This window comes from Pontimicrobium sp. SW4 (assembly GCF_039954625.1).
GTDB lineage: Bacteria > Bacteroidota > Bacteroidia > Flavobacteriales > Flavobacteriaceae > Pontimicrobium.
This window is the reverse complement of record NZ_CP157199.1, coordinates 2,071,624-2,092,339: the sequence shown is the minus strand read 5'-3', so window position 1 is coordinate 2,092,339 and position 20,716 is coordinate 2,071,624. Positions and strand designations below refer to the sequence as shown.

Below are 20,716 nucleotides of genomic sequence, written 5' to 3'. Positions count from 1 at the left end.
AAAAACTATATTTGTCCTTCCTTAAAAAAGAAGGAATCTTTTTAAAAAGACAACAGTAATACATGGAAGAAAAAAAATTAGACATTAATTCAATCATAGGTTTTGTACTTATTGCATTGATATTGATATACATGCTCTATCAAAATCAACCTACTCCTGAAGAATTGCAAGCACAGGAAGAAGCAAAACAAGCACAAATTGATGCTCAGAAAAAAGCGGAAGAGGTTAAAGATGAATTTCAAGCAACACCATCCGACTTTACAGCAACGCAAACAAGTGATTCTACAAAACTAGCAGATTTACAAAATAAAATAGGGTCATTTGCTTATTCGGCTTCTTTACCATCTGCTCAAGATGCAACAACTGTTTTTGAGAATGAAGTATTAAAAATTATAGTTAATAATAAAGGAGGCTATTTTGAAGAAGTAAAACTTAAAAAGTTTACAAACTACGATTCTGTTCCTGTATATTTAATAAAGGATAAGAATGCGTTATTCAATCTTAATTTTGGAACGACAGATAACAGAACTTTAAACACTCAAGATCTTTATTTTCAACCAACCCTAACTAAAAATGGTGATAACCAAATACTCTCAATGAAATTGAAAGTATCTGAAACACAATTTTTAGAGTATAGATATGAGCTTAAACCTAACGATTATATGTTAGGTTTTTCTGTTAGATCACAAGGGTTGAGTAATGTAATTAATGGGTCTCAAGATGTTCGTTTAGATTGGAAACTAAAAGGAAGACGACATGCTAAAAGCGGTTCTTATGAAAATCGTTACACACGTTTAACATATCAATATGAAAATGGTGATAAAATAAGTAAGTTATCACAAGCTGGAAATGACGAAGAGGTTGAAGAAGATGTAAACTGGCTATCATACAGACAACATTTTTTTAGCTCAATTTTATTAGCAGATAAACCATTTAAAACAGCATCTTTAAAATCTGAAACGTTGCTATTAGATGAAGAAGTTGATACGCTTTACACTAAAAGTTATGCAGCATCTATTCCATTACAATTAAATGGAGGTGAGTTAAATGAATCTATGAATATGTATTATGGACCAACAGATGGTACCATTTTAAAAACATATGATAGAGACTTAGAAGATAGTATTCCTTATGGATGGGGAATTTTTGGATGGATTAACAAAAACTTATTTATTCCTTTATTTGGCTTTTTAAGCGGTCTTTTTCCTTACGGAATCGCTATTATTATTATGACCATTGTGGTTAAATTAGTTTTATCTCCAGTACTATATAAATCGTATTTATCGCAGGCTAAAATGAAAATTTTAAAGCCTGAGATTACTGAGCTTAGCTTAAAGTACAAGGACAATCCAATGAAAAAGCAAAAAGAAACAATGGCGCTCTATAGTAAAGCAGGAGCAAGCCCAATGAGTGGTTGTTTACCTGCACTATTGCAACTACCAGTTTTATATGCCTTGTTTATGTTTTTTCCAACTGCGATTGAGTTACGTCAAAAAAGTTTCCTTTGGGCAGAAGATTTGGCATCGTATGATACAATTGCTGAATTGCCATTTAGAATTCCATTATATGGAGATCACGTAAGTTTATTTCCAATATTAGCATCTGTAGCTATTTTCTTTTATATGAAAATGACTACTGGGCAACAAGCTGCATCGCAACCAACACAAGAAGGTATGCCAGATATGCAGAAAATGATGAAGTATATGATTTATCTCTCACCAATTATGATGTTGGTGTTCTTTAATAACTATGCAAGTGGATTGAGTTTGTATTACTTTATCTCTAACTTAATTACCATTGGTATTATGTTAGTTATTAAGAATTACATCTTAGATGAAGATAAGATTCATGCTCAAATTCAGGTAAATAAACAAAAACCTAAGAAACAAGGAAAGTTCCAAAAGCGAATGGCAGAAATGATGGAGAAAGCAGAGGAACAAAAACGACAACAACAAAACCGAAAAAAATAAGGTTAATAACTATTGAAAAAGCTACCATATTGGTAGCTTTTTTATGTCTACAATTTTCGTAAAATTGTAACGTTAAACACTTATAAAATCTATGTAAATGTATATAAGATTCACATTTCTACTAATTATTCTTAGCTCTTTTGTATTTGGTCAAGAGGTTAATCAATTTGACTCTGAAGGAAAGCGCCATGGTATTTGGAAAAAGAATTTTGAAGGTACAAATCAAATTCGCTATCAAGGCACCTTTGATCACGGAAAAGAAGTTGGAGAGTTTAAGTTTTATAAACTTGTTAAAAAGAAAAGCGTTTTAACTGCTACTAAGATGTTTAATACTAATGACGATACTGCTGAAGTTAAGTTTTTGGCATCCAATGGAAAGGTGATTAGTGAAGGGATAATGAAAGGGAAGCTATATATAGGTAAATGGGTGTATTATCATAACAAGTCTGATAAGATAATGACTTTAGAAAATTACAATGATAATGGAGAATTAGAAGGAGAAAAGTTGGTGTATTATAAAGAAGGTACAGTTGCTGAGCGTGCTAATTTTGTTGCAGGGAAACAACATGGAAAATCACTTTGGTATTCAGTTAAAGATGTTATTTTAAAAGAGTTTATGTATGATAAAGGGGAACTTCATGGAATTGCTAAATATTATAGCCCAAAAGCAGAATTGCTTGCTGAAGGTAGATATGAGCGTGGTAAAAAAGTAGGAGTATGGAAGTATTATGAAGAAGGAAAGCTTACAAAAGAAACTAATTTTAGCGCTCCCAAAAAGAAAGAAAAACAATAAAAAAAGCTCCTTTATAAAGGAGCTTTTTTCGTAAACCTGACTAGGGCTTACTTCTAACTAAACTAAACTTTGTTTATTCAAATCAATTATAATGTTTTAATCTAAGTTTGGTAATACAACTTTGTCAATTACATGAATGACACCATTTGCAGCTTGTACATTCACTTTAACAATATTGCTAACTCTACCGTTAGAATCGGTTAGAGTAGCTCCTCCTGTAACATTAGCCGTAATGTCACCGCCTAATGTTCCAACAGTCATGTCATCCATTAAATCTTCTGCACGTACATTAGCCGTAGCTACTGCATGATGGTCTAAAGTTGCTTTTAATGTTGGTTCATCGATATCACCTAAACTAGTAGCTCCAAGTTCTGTTAATAAAGACCCGAACGCATCATTTGTTGGAGCAAATACTGTAAAAGGTGCTGGACTTGTACCAATATTAGTTGAAAGCGTTGATACGTAATCAAATGTTAAATCATCTCTTGTTAATGCTGCAACCAAAGTTGTAAATGTTGGATCTGCTACTGCAAAATCAACTACTGTCGGTAAATCTATTACAGCATCTACTGCATGAATTACACCATTTGAAGCAACTACATCTGCAGCTGTTACGCTTGAGTTTCCATTTATAGATACACCACTATCTGTATTAATGTACATACTTAAGTAGTCCATTGTACCATTAAATGTTGCGGCTGTATTTATGTACATGTTTTCTAATCCTGAAGACATTGCTGTGGCACCAGGAATAACATGGTTAGATAATATTTGGTCTAAGCTATTTGAATTTGGATTTGTAAATGCACCAAAGGCTGTGTTGTCTGGAGCAAATACAGTGAAATCTCCTGGAGTTGATAGTAAATCTGTAAACGTTGTACCATAAGAAGTCAATGAACCTACTAAACTTGAAAAGTTAGGATTTGCCACAGCATGATCAACAATAGTAGGTAAGCCTATTACAGCATCTACAATATGAATAATACCATTGGTAGCTTCAATGTCTGGAGTCGATACATTTGATACACCGTTTAAAGTAACTCCTGATGACGTATCAACAAACATGCTTAAATTTAAATTGCTTCCTGATTTTGTTGCTAAAGTATTTATATACGTTGTAGTAAGTTCAGTAGACATTACGCCACCTGAAACTACGTGATTTAATAATACCTGAGTTAATACATTTACAGGAACATCATCTAAACTAGCAAATCCGTTAGCAGATAAAAAGTTCATAAATGCTGTATTTGTTGGTGCAAAAACAGTATAATCTCCAGGATAACTCATAGTTTGTACTAAACCAGCCTTACTTAATGCATCTACTAAAATGCTCAGTTCAGGTGTATCTATAGCAATTCCAGCAATGCTAGGTTGTTGGGGCAATATAACTTTATCAATAACATGAATTACACCATTTGCTGCTTGTACATCAACTACAACTATATTACTTACTCTACCATTCACATCAGTAATAGTAGCACCTCCAGTTACATTTCCAGTCACATCACCACCAAGAGTACTAATTGTCATATTATCTGTTAGAGCTGAGGAACGAACATTAGCACCTGCAATAGCATGCAAGTTTAAAGTTGCTTTTAAAGTTGGTTCGTCAATATCTCCAAGTCCAGAAGCTCCAAGTTCTGTTAATAAATCTCCAAAAGCATTATTTGTTGGAGCAAAAACTGTAAATGGTGCAGGAGCAGTTCCTGCAGGTGTTGAAAGTGTCCCAACAAAGTCAAAAGTTAAATCGTCTCTAGTTAGAGCTGATACTAGTGTAGAAAAAGTTTGATCTGCTAAGGCGAAATCAACAACAGTTGGTAAGCCTATTACTGCATCTACTATATGTATAACACCGTTTGATGCCTCAACATTAGCAGTAGTTACATCTGATACACCATTTAAAGTTACACCTGCTGAAGTATCAATATATATACTAATGTTTTCTCCAGTAGTAGTTTCTCTAGCCATAGTTTTACTGTAAGAAGTAGATAAATCTGATGATCTTAATTCACCTTGAATTACATGGTTTAATAATATTTGAGTCAATACGTCAGTAGGAACATCGCTTAAGCTTGAAAAGCCGTTGGCAGATAAAAATGCCGCAAATGCATCGTTTGTTGGAGCAAAAACTGTAAATGGTCCGCCTGAAAGTGCTTCAGGTAAGTTTCCGTCTGCAGCTAGTAATGCATCTACTAGGATACTTAGTTCTGGTGTTTCACTAGCAATGCCTACTATGTTAAGTGTTCTAATAACCTCTGGATTGTCATCATCTTTGTTACAAGATGTAAATATTATTGACGCAAAAAGGGCAATAAGTAATACGTTGATTTTTTTAAATGTTTTCATTTTATAATTATTTTCATAGTTTTGTTTTACAAATATATAAAAAGATTAAACAAAATATTAATATTGTTTCAAAAAAATAACAAAACTTTAAACAAAATACATTTTATAAATTATTTCCTATAAATCTAATTTGCTTGTGTTTCATTACAATAGTTGTAAATTTGCAGTTCAATTTATTGTGATGAAAAGAGTAATTGTAGGCCTTTCGGGTGGTGTGGATTCTAGCGTTGCAGCTTATGTTCTTAAAGAACAAGGCTACGAGGTCATAGGTCTATTTATGAAAAATTGGCATGATGATTCGGTTACCATTTCTGATGAATGTCCTTGGTTGGATGATAGCAACGATGCAATGCTTGTCGCGGAAAAACTTGGGATTCCTTTTCAGACTGTTGACTTAAGTGAACAATATAAAGAGCGTATAGTAGATTATATGTTTAATGAGTATGAAAGAGGTCGTACACCAAATCCAGATGTTTTATGTAATCGAGAGATAAAGTTTGATGTCTTTATGAAAATAGCCATGGAGCTTGGAGCAGATTATGTAGCTACTGGACATTATTGTAGAAAAGGAACAATAACCAAAGACGGAAAGGAAATTTATCAATTACTTTCTGGAAAAGATAATAATAAAGACCAATCCTATTTTTTATGCCAATTATCGCAAGAGCAATTAGCTAAGACATTATTTCCTATAGGAGAATTAACAAAACCAGAAGTAAGAGCTATTGCTTCGAAACTAGATTTAGTAACTGCCGAGAAAAAAGATTCTCAAGGTCTATGTTTCATAGGTAAGGTTAGATTGCCAGATTTTTTGCAGCAACAGTTAAAACCCAAAGAAGGTATTATTGTTGAAATCCCAGAATCACAAGGCGTTTATTATAAAAATAAACCACAATTCAATTCAAAAGAAGAAGAATTAGCTTATCTATCTCGAAAAATTGAGTATTCAATAAGCGATGGTAAAGTGGTCGGCAAGCATCAAGGCGCACATTATTTTACCAAAGGACAGCGAAAAGGATTGGCAGTTGGCGGCACAGTAGAGCCATTATTTGTGATTGATACAGATGTTGAAGACAACATCATTTATACAGGGCAAGGAAAATCGCATCCTGGACTTTATAAAAAGGCGTTATTTGTCTCAAATGATGAATTGCACTGGATTCGTGAAGATTTAAAACTGGAAGTTGATGAAACAATGGAAGTTTTGGCTCGTATCCGTTATAGGCAACCTCTAGAAAAAGCAATGCTTTATAAAGTAGATAGTGGATTATATGTAGCTTTTGAAAATCCACAGTCAGCCATAACCGAAGGACAATTTGTAGCCTGGTATTTAGATGATGAATTAGTAGGTTCTGGAGTTATTTCTTAAATTGCATAAACCAAATCTCTATATTATATGAAAAAGAGAATATTAATTTTTACTTTTTTATGGCTGCCTTTTATTGTTTCAGCACAAATTGAAGATGCTTGGGTTTATTTTACCGATAAAGAAGATGTTGCTACTAAAATAGCCAACCCACTTACCATTCTTACTCAAAAAGCCATAGACAGAAAAAACAAACATGGTGTTGCAATTGATGCCAGAGATGTTGAAGTAAATGAAAGCTATATTACCAGTTTAAAAAACGCTACAGGAATAACTGTATATGCCAAATCTAAATGGTTTAATGCAGTACATGTTCGTGGAACCGAAACGGATATTGATAATTTAGAAACTACATTTAGTTTTGTAGACCATATAGAGTTTGCAGATAAAAGTTTAAATACTACAAGAGTTTCTATACCTAATAAAAAAGCAAAAGATAAGTTTTCCGTCGAAAACACAAGAGTGGTTTTTAATTATGGAAACACGCAAAATCAGGTAGAAATGATTAATGCTGATGATTTGCACGTAGCAGATTATACAGGAGAAGGTGTTACTGTGGCTGTGATTGATGCTGGATTTCCAAACGTAAATACTATGGGAGCTTTTCAACGCTTAAGAGATAATAGTGATTTATTGGGTGGCTACGATTTTGTAAACAGAACAAGTGATGTATATGCATCAACTGTGAGTGATCATGGTACTAAAGTACTAAGTACCATGGCTGGTTTTATTGAAAATCAATATGTTGGTACAGCACCAGATGCGTCTTATTATTTATTTTTAACAGAAGATGGTCTGGACGAAAACCCTGTAGAAGAAAGCTATTGGGTAGAAGCAGCCGAAAGAGCAGATAGTTTGGGTGTGGATATTTTAAATACATCTTTAGGTTATAAAGATTTCCCAACGTATCCGAGATATGATTATACTTCAGCAGATATGGATGGAAATACTGCTTTTATCACAAGAGGTGCCAATATTGCTTATGAAAAAGGAATGCTTGTAGTGAATTCAGCAGGAAACTCTGGAGTAAATGGCGTGAATGCTCCAGCAGATGCAATAGGTGTATTTACCATTGGAGCTGTTGATGGTAATGGTGATTATGTATCGTTTAGCTCAAAAGGGAGTGTCATTCAACCAACACACAAACCAGACGTTGTTGCTAGAGGAGGTGCAGCTTATGTGATCGATTCTAATAATAATATTGTACAAAATAATGGCACATCATTTAGTTCGCCAATAATGACAGGAGGATTGGCAAGTTTAATACAGGCTTTACCAAACTTTACCAATGCCGAAATTATGCAATTAGTACGTGAGTCTGCATCGATATACAATACACCTAATTTCGAAATTGGTTATGGTATTCCAGATTTGCAACAAGCACTTGGTGCTGTTCTCAACAAAGGTGGAGATATTCTAGGTAAAGAATTTAAAATCTTTCCTAATCCAGCTAAGAGCTTATTATTTGTAAATTTTCCAGAAAATGTAAATTCAGCCGATATAGCCATATTTGATGTTTTGGGTAAGTTGGTTATCAACACCACCATATATCAAAATAATAAGGCTCTTAATATAGAGGCTTTATCTAAAGGTATCTATATAGCTAGGTTGAAAGGCGATAACAAAAAAACAAATACATTTAAGCTCATAAAAGAGTAAATGAATAGAATAACACATCTTTTTAATATTCAATATCCAATTGTTCAAGCAGGAATGATTTGGAATAGTGGTTGGCGATTAGCCTCTGCTGCAAGTAATTCAGGAATTTTAGGACTCATTGGCGCTGGAAGTATGTATCCAGAGGTGTTAAGAGAACACATTCAAAAATGTAAAAAAGCCACTGAGAAACCGTTTGGTGTAAATGTCCCTATGTTATACCCAAACATTGAAGACATCATGAACATTATTGTGGAAGAAGGTGTAGAAATCGTTTTTACTTCTGCTGGAAATCCAAAAACCTGGACCAAATGGTTGCAAGACAAAGGCATTACGGTTGTGCATGTAGTGAGTAGTGTAAAGTTTGCGTTAAAAGCACAAGAAGCTGGAGTAGATGCTATTGTTGCTGAGGGTTTTGAAGCTGGAGGACATAATGGTAGAGATGAAACCACCACGCTTACATTAATTCCAATGGTGAAAGAGCAAATTACAATTCCATTAATAGCAGCTGGAGGCATTGCAACTGGAAGAGCCATGTTAGCAACTATGATTTTAGGAGCCGATGGTGTCCAAATTGGGAGTCGTTTTGTAGCTAGTGAAGAAAGCTCTGCGCATCAAGCGTTTAAGCAAGTTGTGGTTGATGCTAAAGAAGGTGATACACAGTTAACTTTAAAAGAATTAGCACCAGTAAGATTGATTAAAAATAAATTCTTTAACGAGGTACAAGAATTGTATAAAACGTCGCCAACACCAGAACAACTTAAAGAATTATTGGGTAGAGCTAGAGCTAAGCGAGGCATGTTTGAAGGCGATTTGAACGATGGTGAACTCGAAATAGGGCAAATAGCTGGATTGATACACGATATAAAACCTGTTGCAGACATTGTTAATGAAATTGTTGCTGAGTTTGAAACTGCCAAAAAAGAAGTGACGAGTTTATAATTACTTAATAAATTTGCTTTAAAGTAGTTTCTATAATGTCAGTTCGAGTGATTTTTGATAAAAAAAATCGTATCGAGAACTAATTTATATGCTAAATTCTTATTCTCGATACAAATTTCACTCATTTTAATCGTAAAATTTACTCGAATTGACAGAATTTATCAAAATGCACAACGGGTTGCTTAATAAGTTTTGTTTAAAATAAATTGACTTTATAGTAGGAAAATTCTAACTTCGCTTATCACTTGATACAAAACTGTTACTGAGCTTGCCGAAGTATTAAAACGACGTCATATCAATAAAGTTGGCAATAATATAAAATAGATGAAGTTCTCAGAAAGAATAGGGATTATAAAAGCTAAAGATTCAATTCAAATTGATTCTATTGATAGTGAATTAAAAAATGGATTGTGGAATGTATTTCACACTTATTATCTTAAAAATTTAAAAGAACGGTATATTCAATACTGTAATGAACACGAGTTTATTTTAGATATTTGGCACAACTTTTTTAAAAAGACAATTGATGAAATCCCTCCTGAAACAAGAAACGTCAAAAACGAATTAAGAACTTGGTTTTTTCAATGTGAATGGTATGAAACATATGACTTTATTGAGTTTTGTACTAAAAACAATTTATTCGATATTGATTCAATAACATCTTTTTACAATAATATTTTAGAGCGTGAAGTTTCTGGTTATAGGTTTGTTAATGGCCTAATAAGTCCAATTACTAATGAATCTGAAATTAACGAAATTGACCAAGCTATTGAGGATTCTAAAAATAAAAGTTTAATTGGAGTAAAAACTCATTTAGAAAACTCTTTAAGAATGCTTTCGGACAGAAATTCTCCCGATTATAGAAATTCAATAAAAGAATCAATTTCTGCTGTTGAATCTATTTGTAAAGTTTTATCTTCTACATCCAAAAACAGTTTAGGAAGTGCTCTTGATAAAATAAAAGGAAAACTAAATTTACACCCAGCACTTGAAAGAGGTTTTAAACAAATTTATGGTTATACGAGCGATGGAGATGGAATAAGACACGCTCTAATGGAGGAATCTAACTGTGATTTTGAAGATGCTAAATATATGTTAGTTTCTTGCAGTGCATTTGTTAATTACCTAATCGCAAAAGGCATAAAATCTGAATTATTAGAATAAAAATACTATTGCCAACACCGTATAAAAAATGTTATTTTGGCTTAATCTAAAGGACATTGCTTGTTTGTTAGCTTCTGATTTTCCATAGGAAAATCCTCGCGCGTAAACCCGCAACTATTCTTATACGAGACCGATAGCGTAACTTCAATTTAAACCTCAATTTTCTGTTAATAACAATTCTCTAAAACCTCACTCAAATCTGTTATTTTTGTTCAAACTTTAATGCATGAATTCCCGAAAAGATCAACTAAAAGCTTTTGATAGATTGTTAACCATTATGGACGAATTGCGTGAGCAATGTCCTTGGGATAAAAAGCAAACCATGCAAACCTTACGTCACTTAACTATTGAAGAGACTTACGAGTTAGGCGATGCAATTTTAGATAACAACTTACAAGAAATAAAAGGCGAATTAGGGGATTTATTGTTACACATTGTGTTTTATGCAAAAATAGGTAGCGAAACCAAGGATTTCGATATTGCTGATGTGACTAATGCTATTTGTGAAAAGTTGATTAATAGACATCCACATATTTACGGCGATGTGAAAGTGACAAATGAAGAAGAAGTCAAACAAAATTGGGAAAATCTAAAACTGAAAGAAGGAAAAACAAGTGTGTTGCAAGGTGTGCCGAAAAGTTTGCCAGCTCTTGTAAAGGCTAATCGCATACAAGATAAAGTAGCTGGTGTTGGATTTGATTGGGAAGAACCAAACCAAGTTTGGGAAAAAGTAGAGGAGGAGCTAGAAGAGTTCAAAGCGGAGGTTGCCAATGGTAATCAAGATACGATTGAAAGTGAGTTTGGCGATGTGCTTTTCTCTATGATTAATTATGCACGTTTCTTAAAAATAAACCCTGAAAATGCTTTAGAAAAAACAAATAAGAAATTTGCGAAACGATTTCAGTATCTTGAAAAGAAATCAAAAGAATTAAACAAACCATTAAAAGACATGACTTTGGCAGAAATGGATGTATTTTGGGAAGAAGCTAAAACCCTATAATTTGAAAGAAACAGCAATTATTATTGGTGCAGGACCAGCAGGATTAACAGCAGCTTATGAGTTGGTGACTAGAACAAATGTTAAACCTGTAGTTTTAGAGCAATCCGATAAAATTGGTGGAATTTCGAGAACAGAAGTTTATAAAGGGAATCGAATTGATATAGGTGGGCATCGCTTTTTTTCAAAATCTAAAGTGGTTATGGATTGGTGGCAACATATTTTACCAGTTCAAGGATATCCTTCTAAAGACGAGTTGGATATTAAAGACCCAAATTCACAAAAACAAGTTACGCAAAGACTTAGTGCTTCTGGTCCAAATCCTGAGCATACAGATCGAGTGATGCTTATTAGAAATAGGTTATCTAGGATTTTCTTTATGCGCAAATTTTTTAACTATCCTATTACTCTTAATTGGGAAACGATTGCATCATTAGGTTTTTTTAAGATTGTTAAAATTGGTTGGACGTATTTTTATATTCAAATAGTTCCTCCAAAAAACATAGATTCCTTAGAAGATTTTCTTATTAGCCGATTTGGAAAAGAGTTGTATGAAACGTTCTTTAAGGATTATACAGAAAAGGTTTGGGGTGTACCATGCTCAAAAATATCAGCAGAATGGGGCGCACAACGCATAAAAGGACTGTCCGTTACCAAGACCATATTACACGCCATTAAAGCCATATTTGTAAAAGATAAATCAATTAATCAAGAAAGTACTGAAACAAGCTTGATTGAGCAATTTATGTATCCAAAACTAGGTCCGGGACAATTATGGGAAACGGTTACTAAAATAATTGAAGAAAAGGGAGGGGAAGTTGTTTTTAATGCTAAAGTTGACAAATTAAAAACAAAAGATCATCTAATAACTGAAGTGAGTTATGTAAATCAAAGCACAAACAGCCGTAAAATTATAAATGGCGATTATGTGTTTTCTAGTATGCCAGTAAGACATCTTGTTGGGTCTTTAGGTAGTATTGTGCCAGAAAATGTTAAACAAGTTGGTGAAGGCTTATTGTATAGAGATTTTATTACTGTTGGTTTATTGCTTGACAAATTAAAAATAACGGATGCTAACAATAAATTAATTTCAGATAATTGGATATATATTCAAGAGAATGATGTAAAACTAGGTAGAGTACAAATTTTTAATAATTGGTCGCCTTACCTTTTAGAAGATTATAAAAAAGTATGGATTGGATTGGAATATTTCTGTAATAAAGGTGACTTTTTATGGGAAATGGATGATGAGAAATTCATACAATTCGCAATTGAGGAACTACATAAGATTGATATTATAAACAAAGAAGATGTCTTAGATAGTACCATCATAAAAGTGCCTAAAGCATATCCAGCTTATTTTGGAACCTATTCGAGGTTTGAGGAAATAAAAGCGTATACCAATTCTTTTGAAAACTTATTTTTAGTTGGAAGAAATGGAATGCACAAGTACAACAATCAAGACCATTCTATGTTAACAGCTATTACTGCTGTTAATAATATTATTTCGGGGACAACATCCAAAGACAATATTTGGAACATTAATGTTGAAGAAGAATACCATGAAGAAAAGTGATACTTTTTCATTAATTAAGAATTTTAAATTTGCAATTTTATTTGTTGCTGGAGTTTTTATTCTTGCATCTGCATTCCCTTTTAAACTATATGATGAGTCTATATGGAGTTATATTGGATGGCTTTGGAGTAATCAAGGAATTCCACCATATATTGGAATTGTTGAAAACAAAACTCCAGGAATATTTATGCTGTTTGCATTAGCTAATAAATTTAGTGTTGACACTATTTTTATTGTTAGAACCCTTGGTGTATTATTTAGTTTGGGCACTACTATTTTAGTTTATGAAATTGGTAAAAGGTTGGTTGATAAAGCAACTGGAATAATAAGTATTTATATATTTGGATTAACTTATAGTTGGTCTTTGCTTGATGGTTTTGCTTTTGCACAAACAGAAATATTTATGATATTTTTTTCAACATTAGCTTTTTATTTTCTTATCAATAAAAGCAATAGTTTTAGCTATAAATGGCTGATTTTATCAGGACTAAGTTTAGGGTTAGCTATAATGTTTAAGCAAATTGCTATTACAACTGCCTTAGCATTGGTAATTGTTTTTCTTATTTTGAATACAAATTATACCAATAGACAAAGAATCAAAGGTATTGGTTTTATAGGTATTGGTGTATTATTATCAACTCTTTTTTCTTATTCTATACTCTATATGTTTGATGTTACTTTTTTAGAGTATATAAATGGTGCTTGGAAAATTTTACTTAATTCTGGTTCGAAAATTGAAAGTGTAAACACTCATTTTTCTAATTTTATTAAAGTGTTTTTCTATTCGAAATTTATTTTGTTTTTACCAATTTTGGTATTGTTTTTTATGAATAAGAAAATATGTTCTAAAACAATGTATTTGTTTTTAGGAACGTGGTTTATTTTTGATTTTATAGGTGTTAACGCTTCAGGATATTATTATGGACATCAAATAAAGCAATTATTACCATCATTATCTTTAATTATTGCCATTGTAGTTTCTTTCCATATCAATAAGTATTCAGCCAACTTGAAGAAGTATGCTAGTCATCAAAGTAGTTTGTCTATATTAGTTTTAATTATTTTTCTATTTCCTTACAAGCAGTTATATGTTAACGCCAATTCATTGATAAATTATTCAACATATAATAAGGTTTATATTAATGAAGCTAGTAATTGGCTTAAGAGTAATACTGATAATGATGATTTTATTTATGCTTTAGGGGCAGATCAAGAGTTGATTTTTATTTTAGACCAAACACAAAGAAAATCTTCTAGTAAATATTTTAACTCAATTTTTATTAAGGAAGATTTGCAAAGAAATTTGGTACTAAATGATATCAAGCAAAACTCTCCAAAATTTATTTTAAAGCATGGTTCTTTAAAAAATGTAGAAGAAATCTATGGGCTAGAGTTTAATATGTATATGAAATCTAATTACACTTTCCTAAAGAGTTTCGATGATGTCGAAATTTATAAAATTAAGTAAAAGCTATTTTTTACTTTAAAAAAAACATCCAAAACCACATTTTTCTCGTATATAGTATAACTCTATAAATAGAGTGATAAAATTGCTCGGATTAATAGCATAAATCTTTTCTTTTAAACAGAAAAGATTTAAAAAAATCAATTTTATTTAGTTTAGTTAGAAGTTTACATCCTATTTGTTTTGCAAGTAGGATGTGCTTTTTTAGTAGAATTGCTTAATTCTTTTAAGTTTTTCTTTCCAAGTACTTAAGTCGCTTTTGTGCTTGTCTATATTTTTATAGACATCTTTCACTAAAGGGTTGTCATCATCAACATTAGAGAAAAATTGTAAGTTATTTTCTAACTGATTAATTTCTCCTTTAATGTCTCCAATTTTCTTTCTAATAAAATTATGTTCATTATCTAGAGAGCGCTTATCATTAGAATTAGCCATGGTAGCTAATTTGTTATCATATTTTAATAATTCAGTATCCGTTTTGTTCATATTAAGTTTACTATATAAAGCATCAATCGCTTTATTGAATTTCCCATCAATAGAACGCTTGTTATATGGTACACGACCAATGACTTTCCATTCAGCAATTTTTTCTTGTATGATGGCTAAACTTGCGTCAACATCATCTGTAAACTTTAAAGAACTTATACTTTCTAAAAGTTTTGTTTTCTTTTCTAATGCCTCAACTTCTTCTTTATTGGCTGCGTTTTTATTTTCGTGAAATCTATCAAAAAAATGGTTGCAAGCTGTTTTAAATTGTTTCCAGATTTTATCGCTATCTTTTCTAGGGACATGACCAATTTTTTTCCAATCACTTTGAATTTTTTTCATTAAGGAAGTGGTGGTTTCAAAATCATCACTGTCTTTATTGTCTTCAGCAATTTTAATAAGTTCCATTTTTTTCTGAAGATTCTCATATTGGTCCTTCTTTAAACTTTTATAGAAGGCATTTTTTTTACGATTAAAATTTCTAACAGTAGTTTTAAACTTTGCCCAAGTTTCTTCATTTACTTTAATTGGAACTTTACCAGCTTTAAAAAATTCCTCACGTAAAAGCTCAATTGCTTTTATCTTCTTTTGCCATGCACTATGGTTATTGGCTTCATCTTCAGCTATGGTATTTATTTTAGAAATTATTTCATGCTTTACCTCTAAGTTTTTCTCATAGGCTTTGTCCATTTCTTCAAAAAACACTTGTCGTTTTTCATGAATGGTTTTTGTTGCTGCACTAAAGCGTTGCCAAATATCTTCTCTAAACTCTTTATCTACAGGGCCTAACTCTTCTTTCCAAATTTTATGTAGTACTTGTAATTCTCTAAAAGCCCTATTACTATCATTATCTTGAGCCAATTCTTCTGCACGAGCAATTATTTTTTGTTTTTGTTCTAGGTTGTGCTTAAAATCTAAATCTCTTAAATCGCGATTTAGATGTAAGAAATCATAAAAAATTTCTACGTGATGGTGGTAGTTATTCCACACATTATTGTATTTGTCTCTTGGAATAGGTCCAGCATTTCTCCAACTTTCTTGAAGTTCTTTAAAATGCTTGTATGTTGTGTTTATATTCTCTTCAACATTGATTAGTCCTTTAATTTCTTCAATAATCTCTAGTCGTTGTTCAAGATTGGCTTTTAAATTCTTTTCTAAGTTTTTATAATAATCTTGTCGCTTATCACGATATTCTCTATAAATATCATTGAAACGAGTTTTTTCTGGACTTTTAAAATGAAAATCAATGGAGTTGCCTCCACCAGCTATAAATTCTTCTTTTTTCTCTTCTAATAATGCACTAAACTTAGTGCTAAACTCATTTTTTATAGTATCAAAATGAGATTTAATAGTCTGAATCTTTTCATTCCTTACAAGATGTTCTAACTCATCAACTAATTCATTAAGCGACATGGTATGATAATCTTTTTCTTCAATATCATGACGTTTACTATTAGACTCGTCTTCAGCGTCTTCAGCGTTTGAAGCATCTATTTCTTCTAATACTTCATCAGTTTTTTCAGACGAATCATTACTAGTTGAAGGTTCTTCTGTGGTCTCAACTTCTGCATTTATTTCTTCTTTTGAAGATTCTTCTGCTACTTCGGAATCTTTTTTTACTTCATCAATAACTGGAGTATCAGTGGAAGATTCTTCAACAGATTTAGAATCTGCATTTACAGATGCATTGTCAATTTGAGGTACAATTTCTTCTTTAATTCCATCTGCTTCTGGCAGGTTATCTTTCTCAGACATATCTTTCAATGTTTAGGTTCTTAAAGTTTAAAGATACTATTAACACAGGGAATTACAAAGTTATGACCTCTATTTAGACTGGTTTTAGCGTTTTTGCCAAATCTTCCAAGCCTTTTCTGCTTGGAGTTCTAACATTTTAGAGCCATTACTTATTGTGGCTCCTTTTATTTTTGCAATAGTTAAAAACTTTGTTTCTTCTGGGTTATAAATTAGGTCGAAAACTAAATGTGTGTTATCAATAGCATCATAAGGAATATCTACACACTCATTGGTTTTTGGATAGGTGCCAAGAGGCGTACAATTAATAATAATTTGATGTGTTTTTATGTCTGCCTCAGTTAGAGAATCGTAAGTAATTGACTTATTTTCTGTTGCTTTTCTTGAAACATATTTATACTTAATGTCTAACTTATTTAAAGCATAAGCAATAGCTTTCGAAGCACCACCAGTTCCTAAAATAAGTGCTTTTTTATGATGCGATTTTAAATAAGGTTCTATTGATTTTTTAAAACCATAATAATCGGTGTTGTAGCCTATAAACTTCCCTTTTTTTGTTATTTTAATAGTGTTTACAGCACCAATCTTTTTAGCGGTTTTATGTAGTTTGGTGAGATAAGGAATTACAGCTTCTTTGTATGGAATTGTAACGTTTAGGCCTCTAAGTTTTTTTGTTGAACTTATAATTTCTGGAAATAACTCAATAGTATCAATATCAAAGTTTACATAAGTGTGGTGTAAACCTTCATTTTTAAATTTTTCACTGAAATACGATCTTGAAAAGGAGTAGTCAATACCCTTTCCTATAAGTCCAAATTTAGCCATTTATTTTTCTTGTTTTTTTACCATACCATTCTAAAGCTAGAACGATTAATATTCCAAGTAAGATGTACGCTATTGCAATATATGTTTCGCTTTGCATTTCTGGCATAAAGCGACTGTAATTTTCAATAATTTTCTCTCCTCTAGAATCTAGGATTAGCGACCCATTCTCTGCAGACTTATAGATGGTTTCTTTCCATGGCCACACTACGCCTAAAGAGCCAATAATAAATCCCATTAACAAAGAAAGTGTAATGTTTCTATAATGCTTAAGTACATAATTAATTATATGTGAAAAAGTCACTAATCCAGCAACTGAACCTAAAGTAAACACCCCTAAAACTTTTAACATTCTAATACGTTCGGGATTACTTGCAAACGAAAAATCGCCAGTAAACACATCAAATATAGTATCATAGAGCGCATTTACCGAATCTACTAATAACAAAACATAATTACCTAAAAGAATTAATATAAATGAGCCTGAAAACCCTGGAAGAGTCATTCCAGTTATGCTAATCATTCCACAGAAAAACACAAACCATAGGTTGTCATTTTCGGTGGCAGGATCTAAAAAACTAATACTTAAGCCAACAATTATTCCAATGCAAACCGAAATAATTGTTTTGTTGCACCAAGCGTCAAAATCTTTGCTTATATAATAGATGGAGCCTATGATCATTCCAAAAAACACACTCCATACATACAGCTCGTAATGAACAATTAAATAATCTAGTATTTTAGAAACACTAAAGTAACTTACGATCATTCCTAAAAATAATAGGCTTAGAAAACGACCATTTATATATCGATAAAAACTTTTAAAACGACCATTAATTAATAACTTAAAAGCTTTTCCATTTACTTTTTGTAGTGAATAAATAAACTCTTCATAAAAACCAGCAACAAAAGCAACCACACCTCCAGACACTCCTGGAACTTTATTTGCAGCGCCCATACCTAGTCCTTTAATGACTAAGAACAATTTATCTGTAAATGTTCTTGTGTTTTGCATTAACTTAATTTTTTTGACCTATTTTCTCTAAAAGAATTATTGTTAAAAAGCCTATAAACATTAATCCAATTGCAAATATAACTTGTGGTTCTCCTTCAAAAGAAAACGGTGAAATACTTTGCTCTAAAAGAGGTACTTCATCGCCTTTAGAATTTGTTCTCCAGCTTAATACTTTTTTCCAAGGCCAAACTTTGTTTAATGAACCTAAAATAAACCCAGTTAAAATAGCAAGTGTTAGGTTATGATAGGTTTTGAATAACCATTTTAAAACATGACTAAAGCTTAGTAATCCAACAATAGCACCACCAACAAACAATGCTAGTTTTTTAATATCTATATCATTTATTGCATTACTTAATGTTTTGTAAGCCCCCAGAATTACAAGGATAAAAGAACCTGAAATTCCAGGTAAAATCATAGCGCATATTGCCAATGCTCCAGCAAAAAATAAAAAATAAGGACTGTCATTTACATCAGAAGCAGGAATAATAGTAATATAATAAGCTATGGCTGTACCAATAAGAATCATTAAAACAGTAGCTATATTCCAATTGGTAATTTGTTTTCCGACAAAATAAATACTAGCTACAATGAGGCCAAAAAAGAACGACCAAATTAATATTGGATGATATTCTATTAGATATTTTGCAAGTTTCATAAATGAGACAAAACTTATAACAATACCTATGAGCAATGCTGTAATGAAATTACCATTGAGTTGTTTCCAAAAAGCTTTAAATCCTTGTTTTCTGAGTGTTGTTATTAGCGAGAAATTCACACCACTTATGGTGTTTATTAATTCTTCATAAATACCAGAAATAAATGCTATTGTGCCTCCTGAAACCCCAGGAACAGCGTCAGCAGCTCCCATTGCCAATCCTTTTAAAGAAATAATGAGGTAATCTAAAAAGCGTCTTTGCATTACTCTAAATTTTTAAGAAATGTAAAGTTAGGCAATTTTAGCTGGAAGGGTTTCTATATTTTTCTATAATTTCTTGTACTTTATTCAAAGAATAAATTGCAGGAAAAAGTTCTTCAATAATGAAATAGAATTCTGGGTTTATACGTAATGAATTGTTTAAATAAACCTGAGCATCATTTTCTTTGCCTATCATAAAATGTAGACCAGCCAAACGGTATTGTACTTCTTCATTTTCTTGATAAAACTCTAAAGATTGATCTAGATTTAATATGGCTGCTTCATACTCACCAAGTTGTATTAAAATATCAGCTCTCGACAGCCATGTCTTTAATTCGTAATTACCAAGTTCTAGTGTTTTTTTATAACCACGTTCTGCTTCCTCTAAAAAGTTTAGGCGTTGGTTTATTTGCGCATAAAGCTTCCAATAAATGACATTTTCAGTGTCAATATTTATGGCTTTGTTGATATAATAAAGTGCTTTAGGGTAGTTTTGATCCTTGTTATAGAAGCTAGTAATGGCAATCCAACCTTTATCCAATAAAGGGTCTTCTTCAACTGTTTTATAGTAGTGTTGTACAGCTAATTTTTTTTGGTCTAACTTTTCATAGCATTTACCAATTCTGAGTAATGCAAAAGATGTTGGGTCGTCTATAGCTAATGTAATTTTATAATTTTCAATAGCTTCTTCGTAGCGTATTAATTTTTCTAGAACTTTTCCTTTTTCTAGATAAGCTCCTACAAACATATCATCAGAAATAATTGCAAAATCAAATGCTGCTAATGCCTTTTCATAGTCTTTAACTGAAAAGTATTGTTTACCTAATTGATGCCATGCGACTTGGCAATATGGGTTGGTATCTAGGTATGAGTTTAAATAATCTATTGCTTCATTATTTTGTTCTAAAAAGTCGAAACAATAAATAACATTGTATAGTGCCGAATAATCTTCGGTGTCACATTCTAAACACTTCATAAAATAGAATTTGGCATCTTCAAACTTATCTAAAAAAAGATATTCCATCCCTAAAAGAGAATAAATGTCGGCAGAGTCTTCAGTAAGCTCAAGTGCTTTCTTTAAAATGTGAATTGCTTTTAAGTGCTTATCCTTTTTTGAAAAAATATTGGCTTTTTGAATATATATTTCTTCATTATTAGGTTCTATTTCGTATAAATCGTTTAAAATTCCATCTGCTTTATCTAGCTTATTTTCAAACACATAGACTTCAACCTGAAACAATTTTAAATTTATAGAAGCTGGATGTTGTTGTAACCCAAGATTTATAGCCTTTTTTGCTAAAGCTATTTTTCCATTGTCCAGATAATGATGAATAATATTCTCGAATTCATTTGAGTCGAAAAACAACACGTTATTGGTTTTTAACATGGACTCAAATTTTGTGAGTGATAGATTATTGTTGTCGTCGTATTGACTAAACTCCATAGG

General features: G+C 31.8%; 15 protein-coding genes. 9 read left to right on the top strand and 6 right to left on the bottom strand.

Features of this window, described 5'->3' with window-relative positions; genetic code table 11:
• Positions 1 to 62 precede the first annotated feature (62 nt).
• Both yidC and ABGB03_RS09765 read left to right on the top strand, forming a co-directional pair.
• Complete coding sequence (yidC, locus tag ABGB03_RS09770) at positions 63 to 1,970, top strand: membrane protein insertase YidC (protein ID WP_347922328.1); 1,908 nt, start codon at positions 63 to 65, stop codon at positions 1,968 to 1,970.
• A 97-nt stretch (positions 1,971 to 2,067) separates the two neighbouring features.
• Positions 2,068 to 2,763 (top strand): toxin-antitoxin system YwqK family antitoxin, encoded by a 696-nt coding sequence (locus ABGB03_RS09765; protein WP_347922327.1) that lies wholly within the window; start codon positions 2,068 to 2,070, stop codon positions 2,761 to 2,763.
• 96 nt (positions 2,764 to 2,859) lie between these two features.
• Here ABGB03_RS09765 and ABGB03_RS09760 read toward each other — a convergent pair whose 3' ends face one another.
• A complete protein-coding gene (locus ABGB03_RS09760) occupies positions 2,860 to 5,109 on the bottom strand; it encodes a fasciclin domain-containing protein (protein ID WP_347922326.1) in 2,250 nt (749 codons plus the stop codon).
• A 178-nt stretch (positions 5,110 to 5,287) separates the two neighbouring features.
• Between ABGB03_RS09760 and mnmA the strand changes: the two genes are divergently transcribed.
• From mnmA to ABGB03_RS09725, 7 genes are all read left to right on the top strand, one after another.
• On the top strand, positions 5,288 to 6,478 hold the full coding sequence (mnmA, locus tag ABGB03_RS09755) for a tRNA 2-thiouridine(34) synthase MnmA (RefSeq protein WP_347922325.1): 1,191 nt from the start codon (positions 5,288 to 5,290) through the stop codon (positions 6,476 to 6,478).
• Positions 6,479 to 6,505: 27 nt separating this feature from the next.
• Positions 6,506 to 8,134, top strand: coding sequence for a S8 family serine peptidase (locus ABGB03_RS09750; protein WP_347922324.1), 1,629 nt, complete (start codon positions 6,506 to 6,508; stop codon positions 8,132 to 8,134).
• Positions 8,135 to 9,073: a nitronate monooxygenase gene (locus ABGB03_RS09745; RefSeq protein ID WP_347922323.1), complete on the top strand. Its 939-nt coding sequence runs from the start codon at positions 8,135 to 8,137 to the stop codon at positions 9,071 to 9,073.
• Positions 9,074 to 9,397: 324 nt separating this feature from the next.
• Positions 9,398 to 10,237 carry a hypothetical protein gene (locus ABGB03_RS09740; protein ID WP_347922322.1) on the top strand — a complete coding sequence of 280 codons (840 nt, stop codon included), beginning with the start codon at positions 9,398 to 9,400 and terminating at the stop codon, positions 10,235 to 10,237.
• A gap of 226 nt (positions 10,238 to 10,463) precedes the next feature.
• Positions 10,464 to 11,237 (top strand): nucleoside triphosphate pyrophosphohydrolase, encoded by a 774-nt coding sequence (gene mazG / locus ABGB03_RS09735; RefSeq protein WP_347922321.1) that lies wholly within the window; start codon positions 10,464 to 10,466, stop codon positions 11,235 to 11,237.
• A gap of 1 nt (position 11,238) precedes the next feature.
• Positions 11,239 to 12,810: an NAD(P)/FAD-dependent oxidoreductase gene (locus ABGB03_RS09730; protein ID WP_347922320.1), complete on the top strand. Its 1,572-nt coding sequence runs from the start codon at positions 11,239 to 11,241 to the stop codon at positions 12,808 to 12,810.
• On the top strand, positions 12,797 to 14,278 hold the full coding sequence (locus ABGB03_RS09725) for a glycosyltransferase family 39 protein (RefSeq protein WP_347922319.1): 1,482 nt from the start codon (positions 12,797 to 12,799) through the stop codon (positions 14,276 to 14,278). Before ABGB03_RS09730 ends, ABGB03_RS09725 begins: the two co-directional genes overlap by 14 nt.
• Before the next feature lie 201 nt (positions 14,279 to 14,479).
• Here the strand turns inward: ABGB03_RS09725 and ABGB03_RS09720 are convergent, their stop codons facing one another.
• The 5 genes from ABGB03_RS09720 to ABGB03_RS09700 form a co-directional block, all read right to left on the bottom strand.
• Positions 14,480 to 16,516, bottom strand: a complete 2,037-nt coding sequence (locus tag ABGB03_RS09720; RefSeq protein WP_347922318.1) for a DUF349 domain-containing protein — start codon at positions 16,514 to 16,516, stop codon at positions 14,480 to 14,482.
• 84 nt (positions 16,517 to 16,600) lie between these two features.
• A complete protein-coding gene (locus ABGB03_RS09715; RefSeq protein WP_347922317.1) occupies positions 16,601 to 17,338 on the bottom strand; it encodes a shikimate dehydrogenase in 738 nt (245 codons plus the stop codon).
• A complete protein-coding gene (locus ABGB03_RS09710; protein WP_347922316.1) occupies positions 17,331 to 18,350 on the bottom strand; it encodes a DUF368 domain-containing protein in 1,020 nt (339 codons plus the stop codon). The genes ABGB03_RS09715 and ABGB03_RS09710 overlap by 8 nt, the downstream gene beginning before the upstream one ends.
• Positions 18,351 to 18,354: 4 nt before the next feature.
• Positions 18,355 to 19,272, bottom strand: coding sequence for a DUF368 domain-containing protein (locus tag ABGB03_RS09705; protein WP_347922315.1), 918 nt, complete (start codon positions 19,270 to 19,272; stop codon positions 18,355 to 18,357).
• 37 nt (positions 19,273 to 19,309) lie between these two features.
• Positions 19,310 to 20,713, bottom strand: a complete 1,404-nt coding sequence (locus ABGB03_RS09700; RefSeq protein WP_347922314.1) for a tetratricopeptide repeat protein — start codon at positions 20,711 to 20,713, stop codon at positions 19,310 to 19,312.
• Positions 20,714 to 20,716 lie beyond the last annotated feature (3 nt).

What these genes read in the sequence shown, in the direction of transcription:
- ABGB03_RS09740 (WP_347922322.1), top strand. Translation starts at nt 9,398, where the DNA reads ATGAAGTTCTCAGAAAGAATAGGGATTATAAAAGCTAAAGATTCAATT.
- ABGB03_RS09700 (WP_347922314.1), bottom strand. Translation starts at nt 20,713, where the DNA reads ATGGAGTTTAGTCAATACGACGACAACAATAATCTATCACTCACAAAA.
- ABGB03_RS09750 (WP_347922324.1), top strand. Translation starts at nt 6,506, where the DNA reads ATGAAAAAGAGAATATTAATTTTTACTTTTTTATGGCTGCCTTTTATT.
- ABGB03_RS09710 (WP_347922316.1), bottom strand. Translation starts at nt 18,350, where the DNA reads ATGCAAAACACAAGAACATTTACAGATAAATTGTTCTTAGTCATTAAA.
- ABGB03_RS09725 (WP_347922319.1), top strand. Translation starts at nt 12,797, where the DNA reads ATGAAGAAAAGTGATACTTTTTCATTAATTAAGAATTTTAAATTTGCA.
- ABGB03_RS09765 (WP_347922327.1), top strand. Translation starts at nt 2,068, where the DNA reads ATGTATATAAGATTCACATTTCTACTAATTATTCTTAGCTCTTTTGTA.
- ABGB03_RS09715 (WP_347922317.1), bottom strand. Translation starts at nt 17,338, where the DNA reads ATGGCTAAATTTGGACTTATAGGAAAGGGTATTGACTACTCCTTTTCA.
- ABGB03_RS09745 (WP_347922323.1), top strand. Translation starts at nt 8,135, where the DNA reads ATGAATAGAATAACACATCTTTTTAATATTCAATATCCAATTGTTCAA.
- yidC (WP_347922328.1), top strand. Translation starts at nt 63, where the DNA reads ATGGAAGAAAAAAAATTAGACATTAATTCAATCATAGGTTTTGTACTT.
- ABGB03_RS09705 (WP_347922315.1), bottom strand. Translation starts at nt 19,272, where the DNA reads ATGCAAAGACGCTTTTTAGATTACCTCATTATTTCTTTAAAAGGATTG.
- mazG (WP_347922321.1), top strand. Translation starts at nt 10,464, where the DNA reads ATGAATTCCCGAAAAGATCAACTAAAAGCTTTTGATAGATTGTTAACC.
- ABGB03_RS09720 (WP_347922318.1), bottom strand. Translation starts at nt 16,516, where the DNA reads ATGTCTGAGAAAGATAACCTGCCAGAAGCAGATGGAATTAAAGAAGAA.
- ABGB03_RS09760 (WP_347922326.1), bottom strand. Translation starts at nt 5,109, where the DNA reads ATGAAAACATTTAAAAAAATCAACGTATTACTTATTGCCCTTTTTGCG.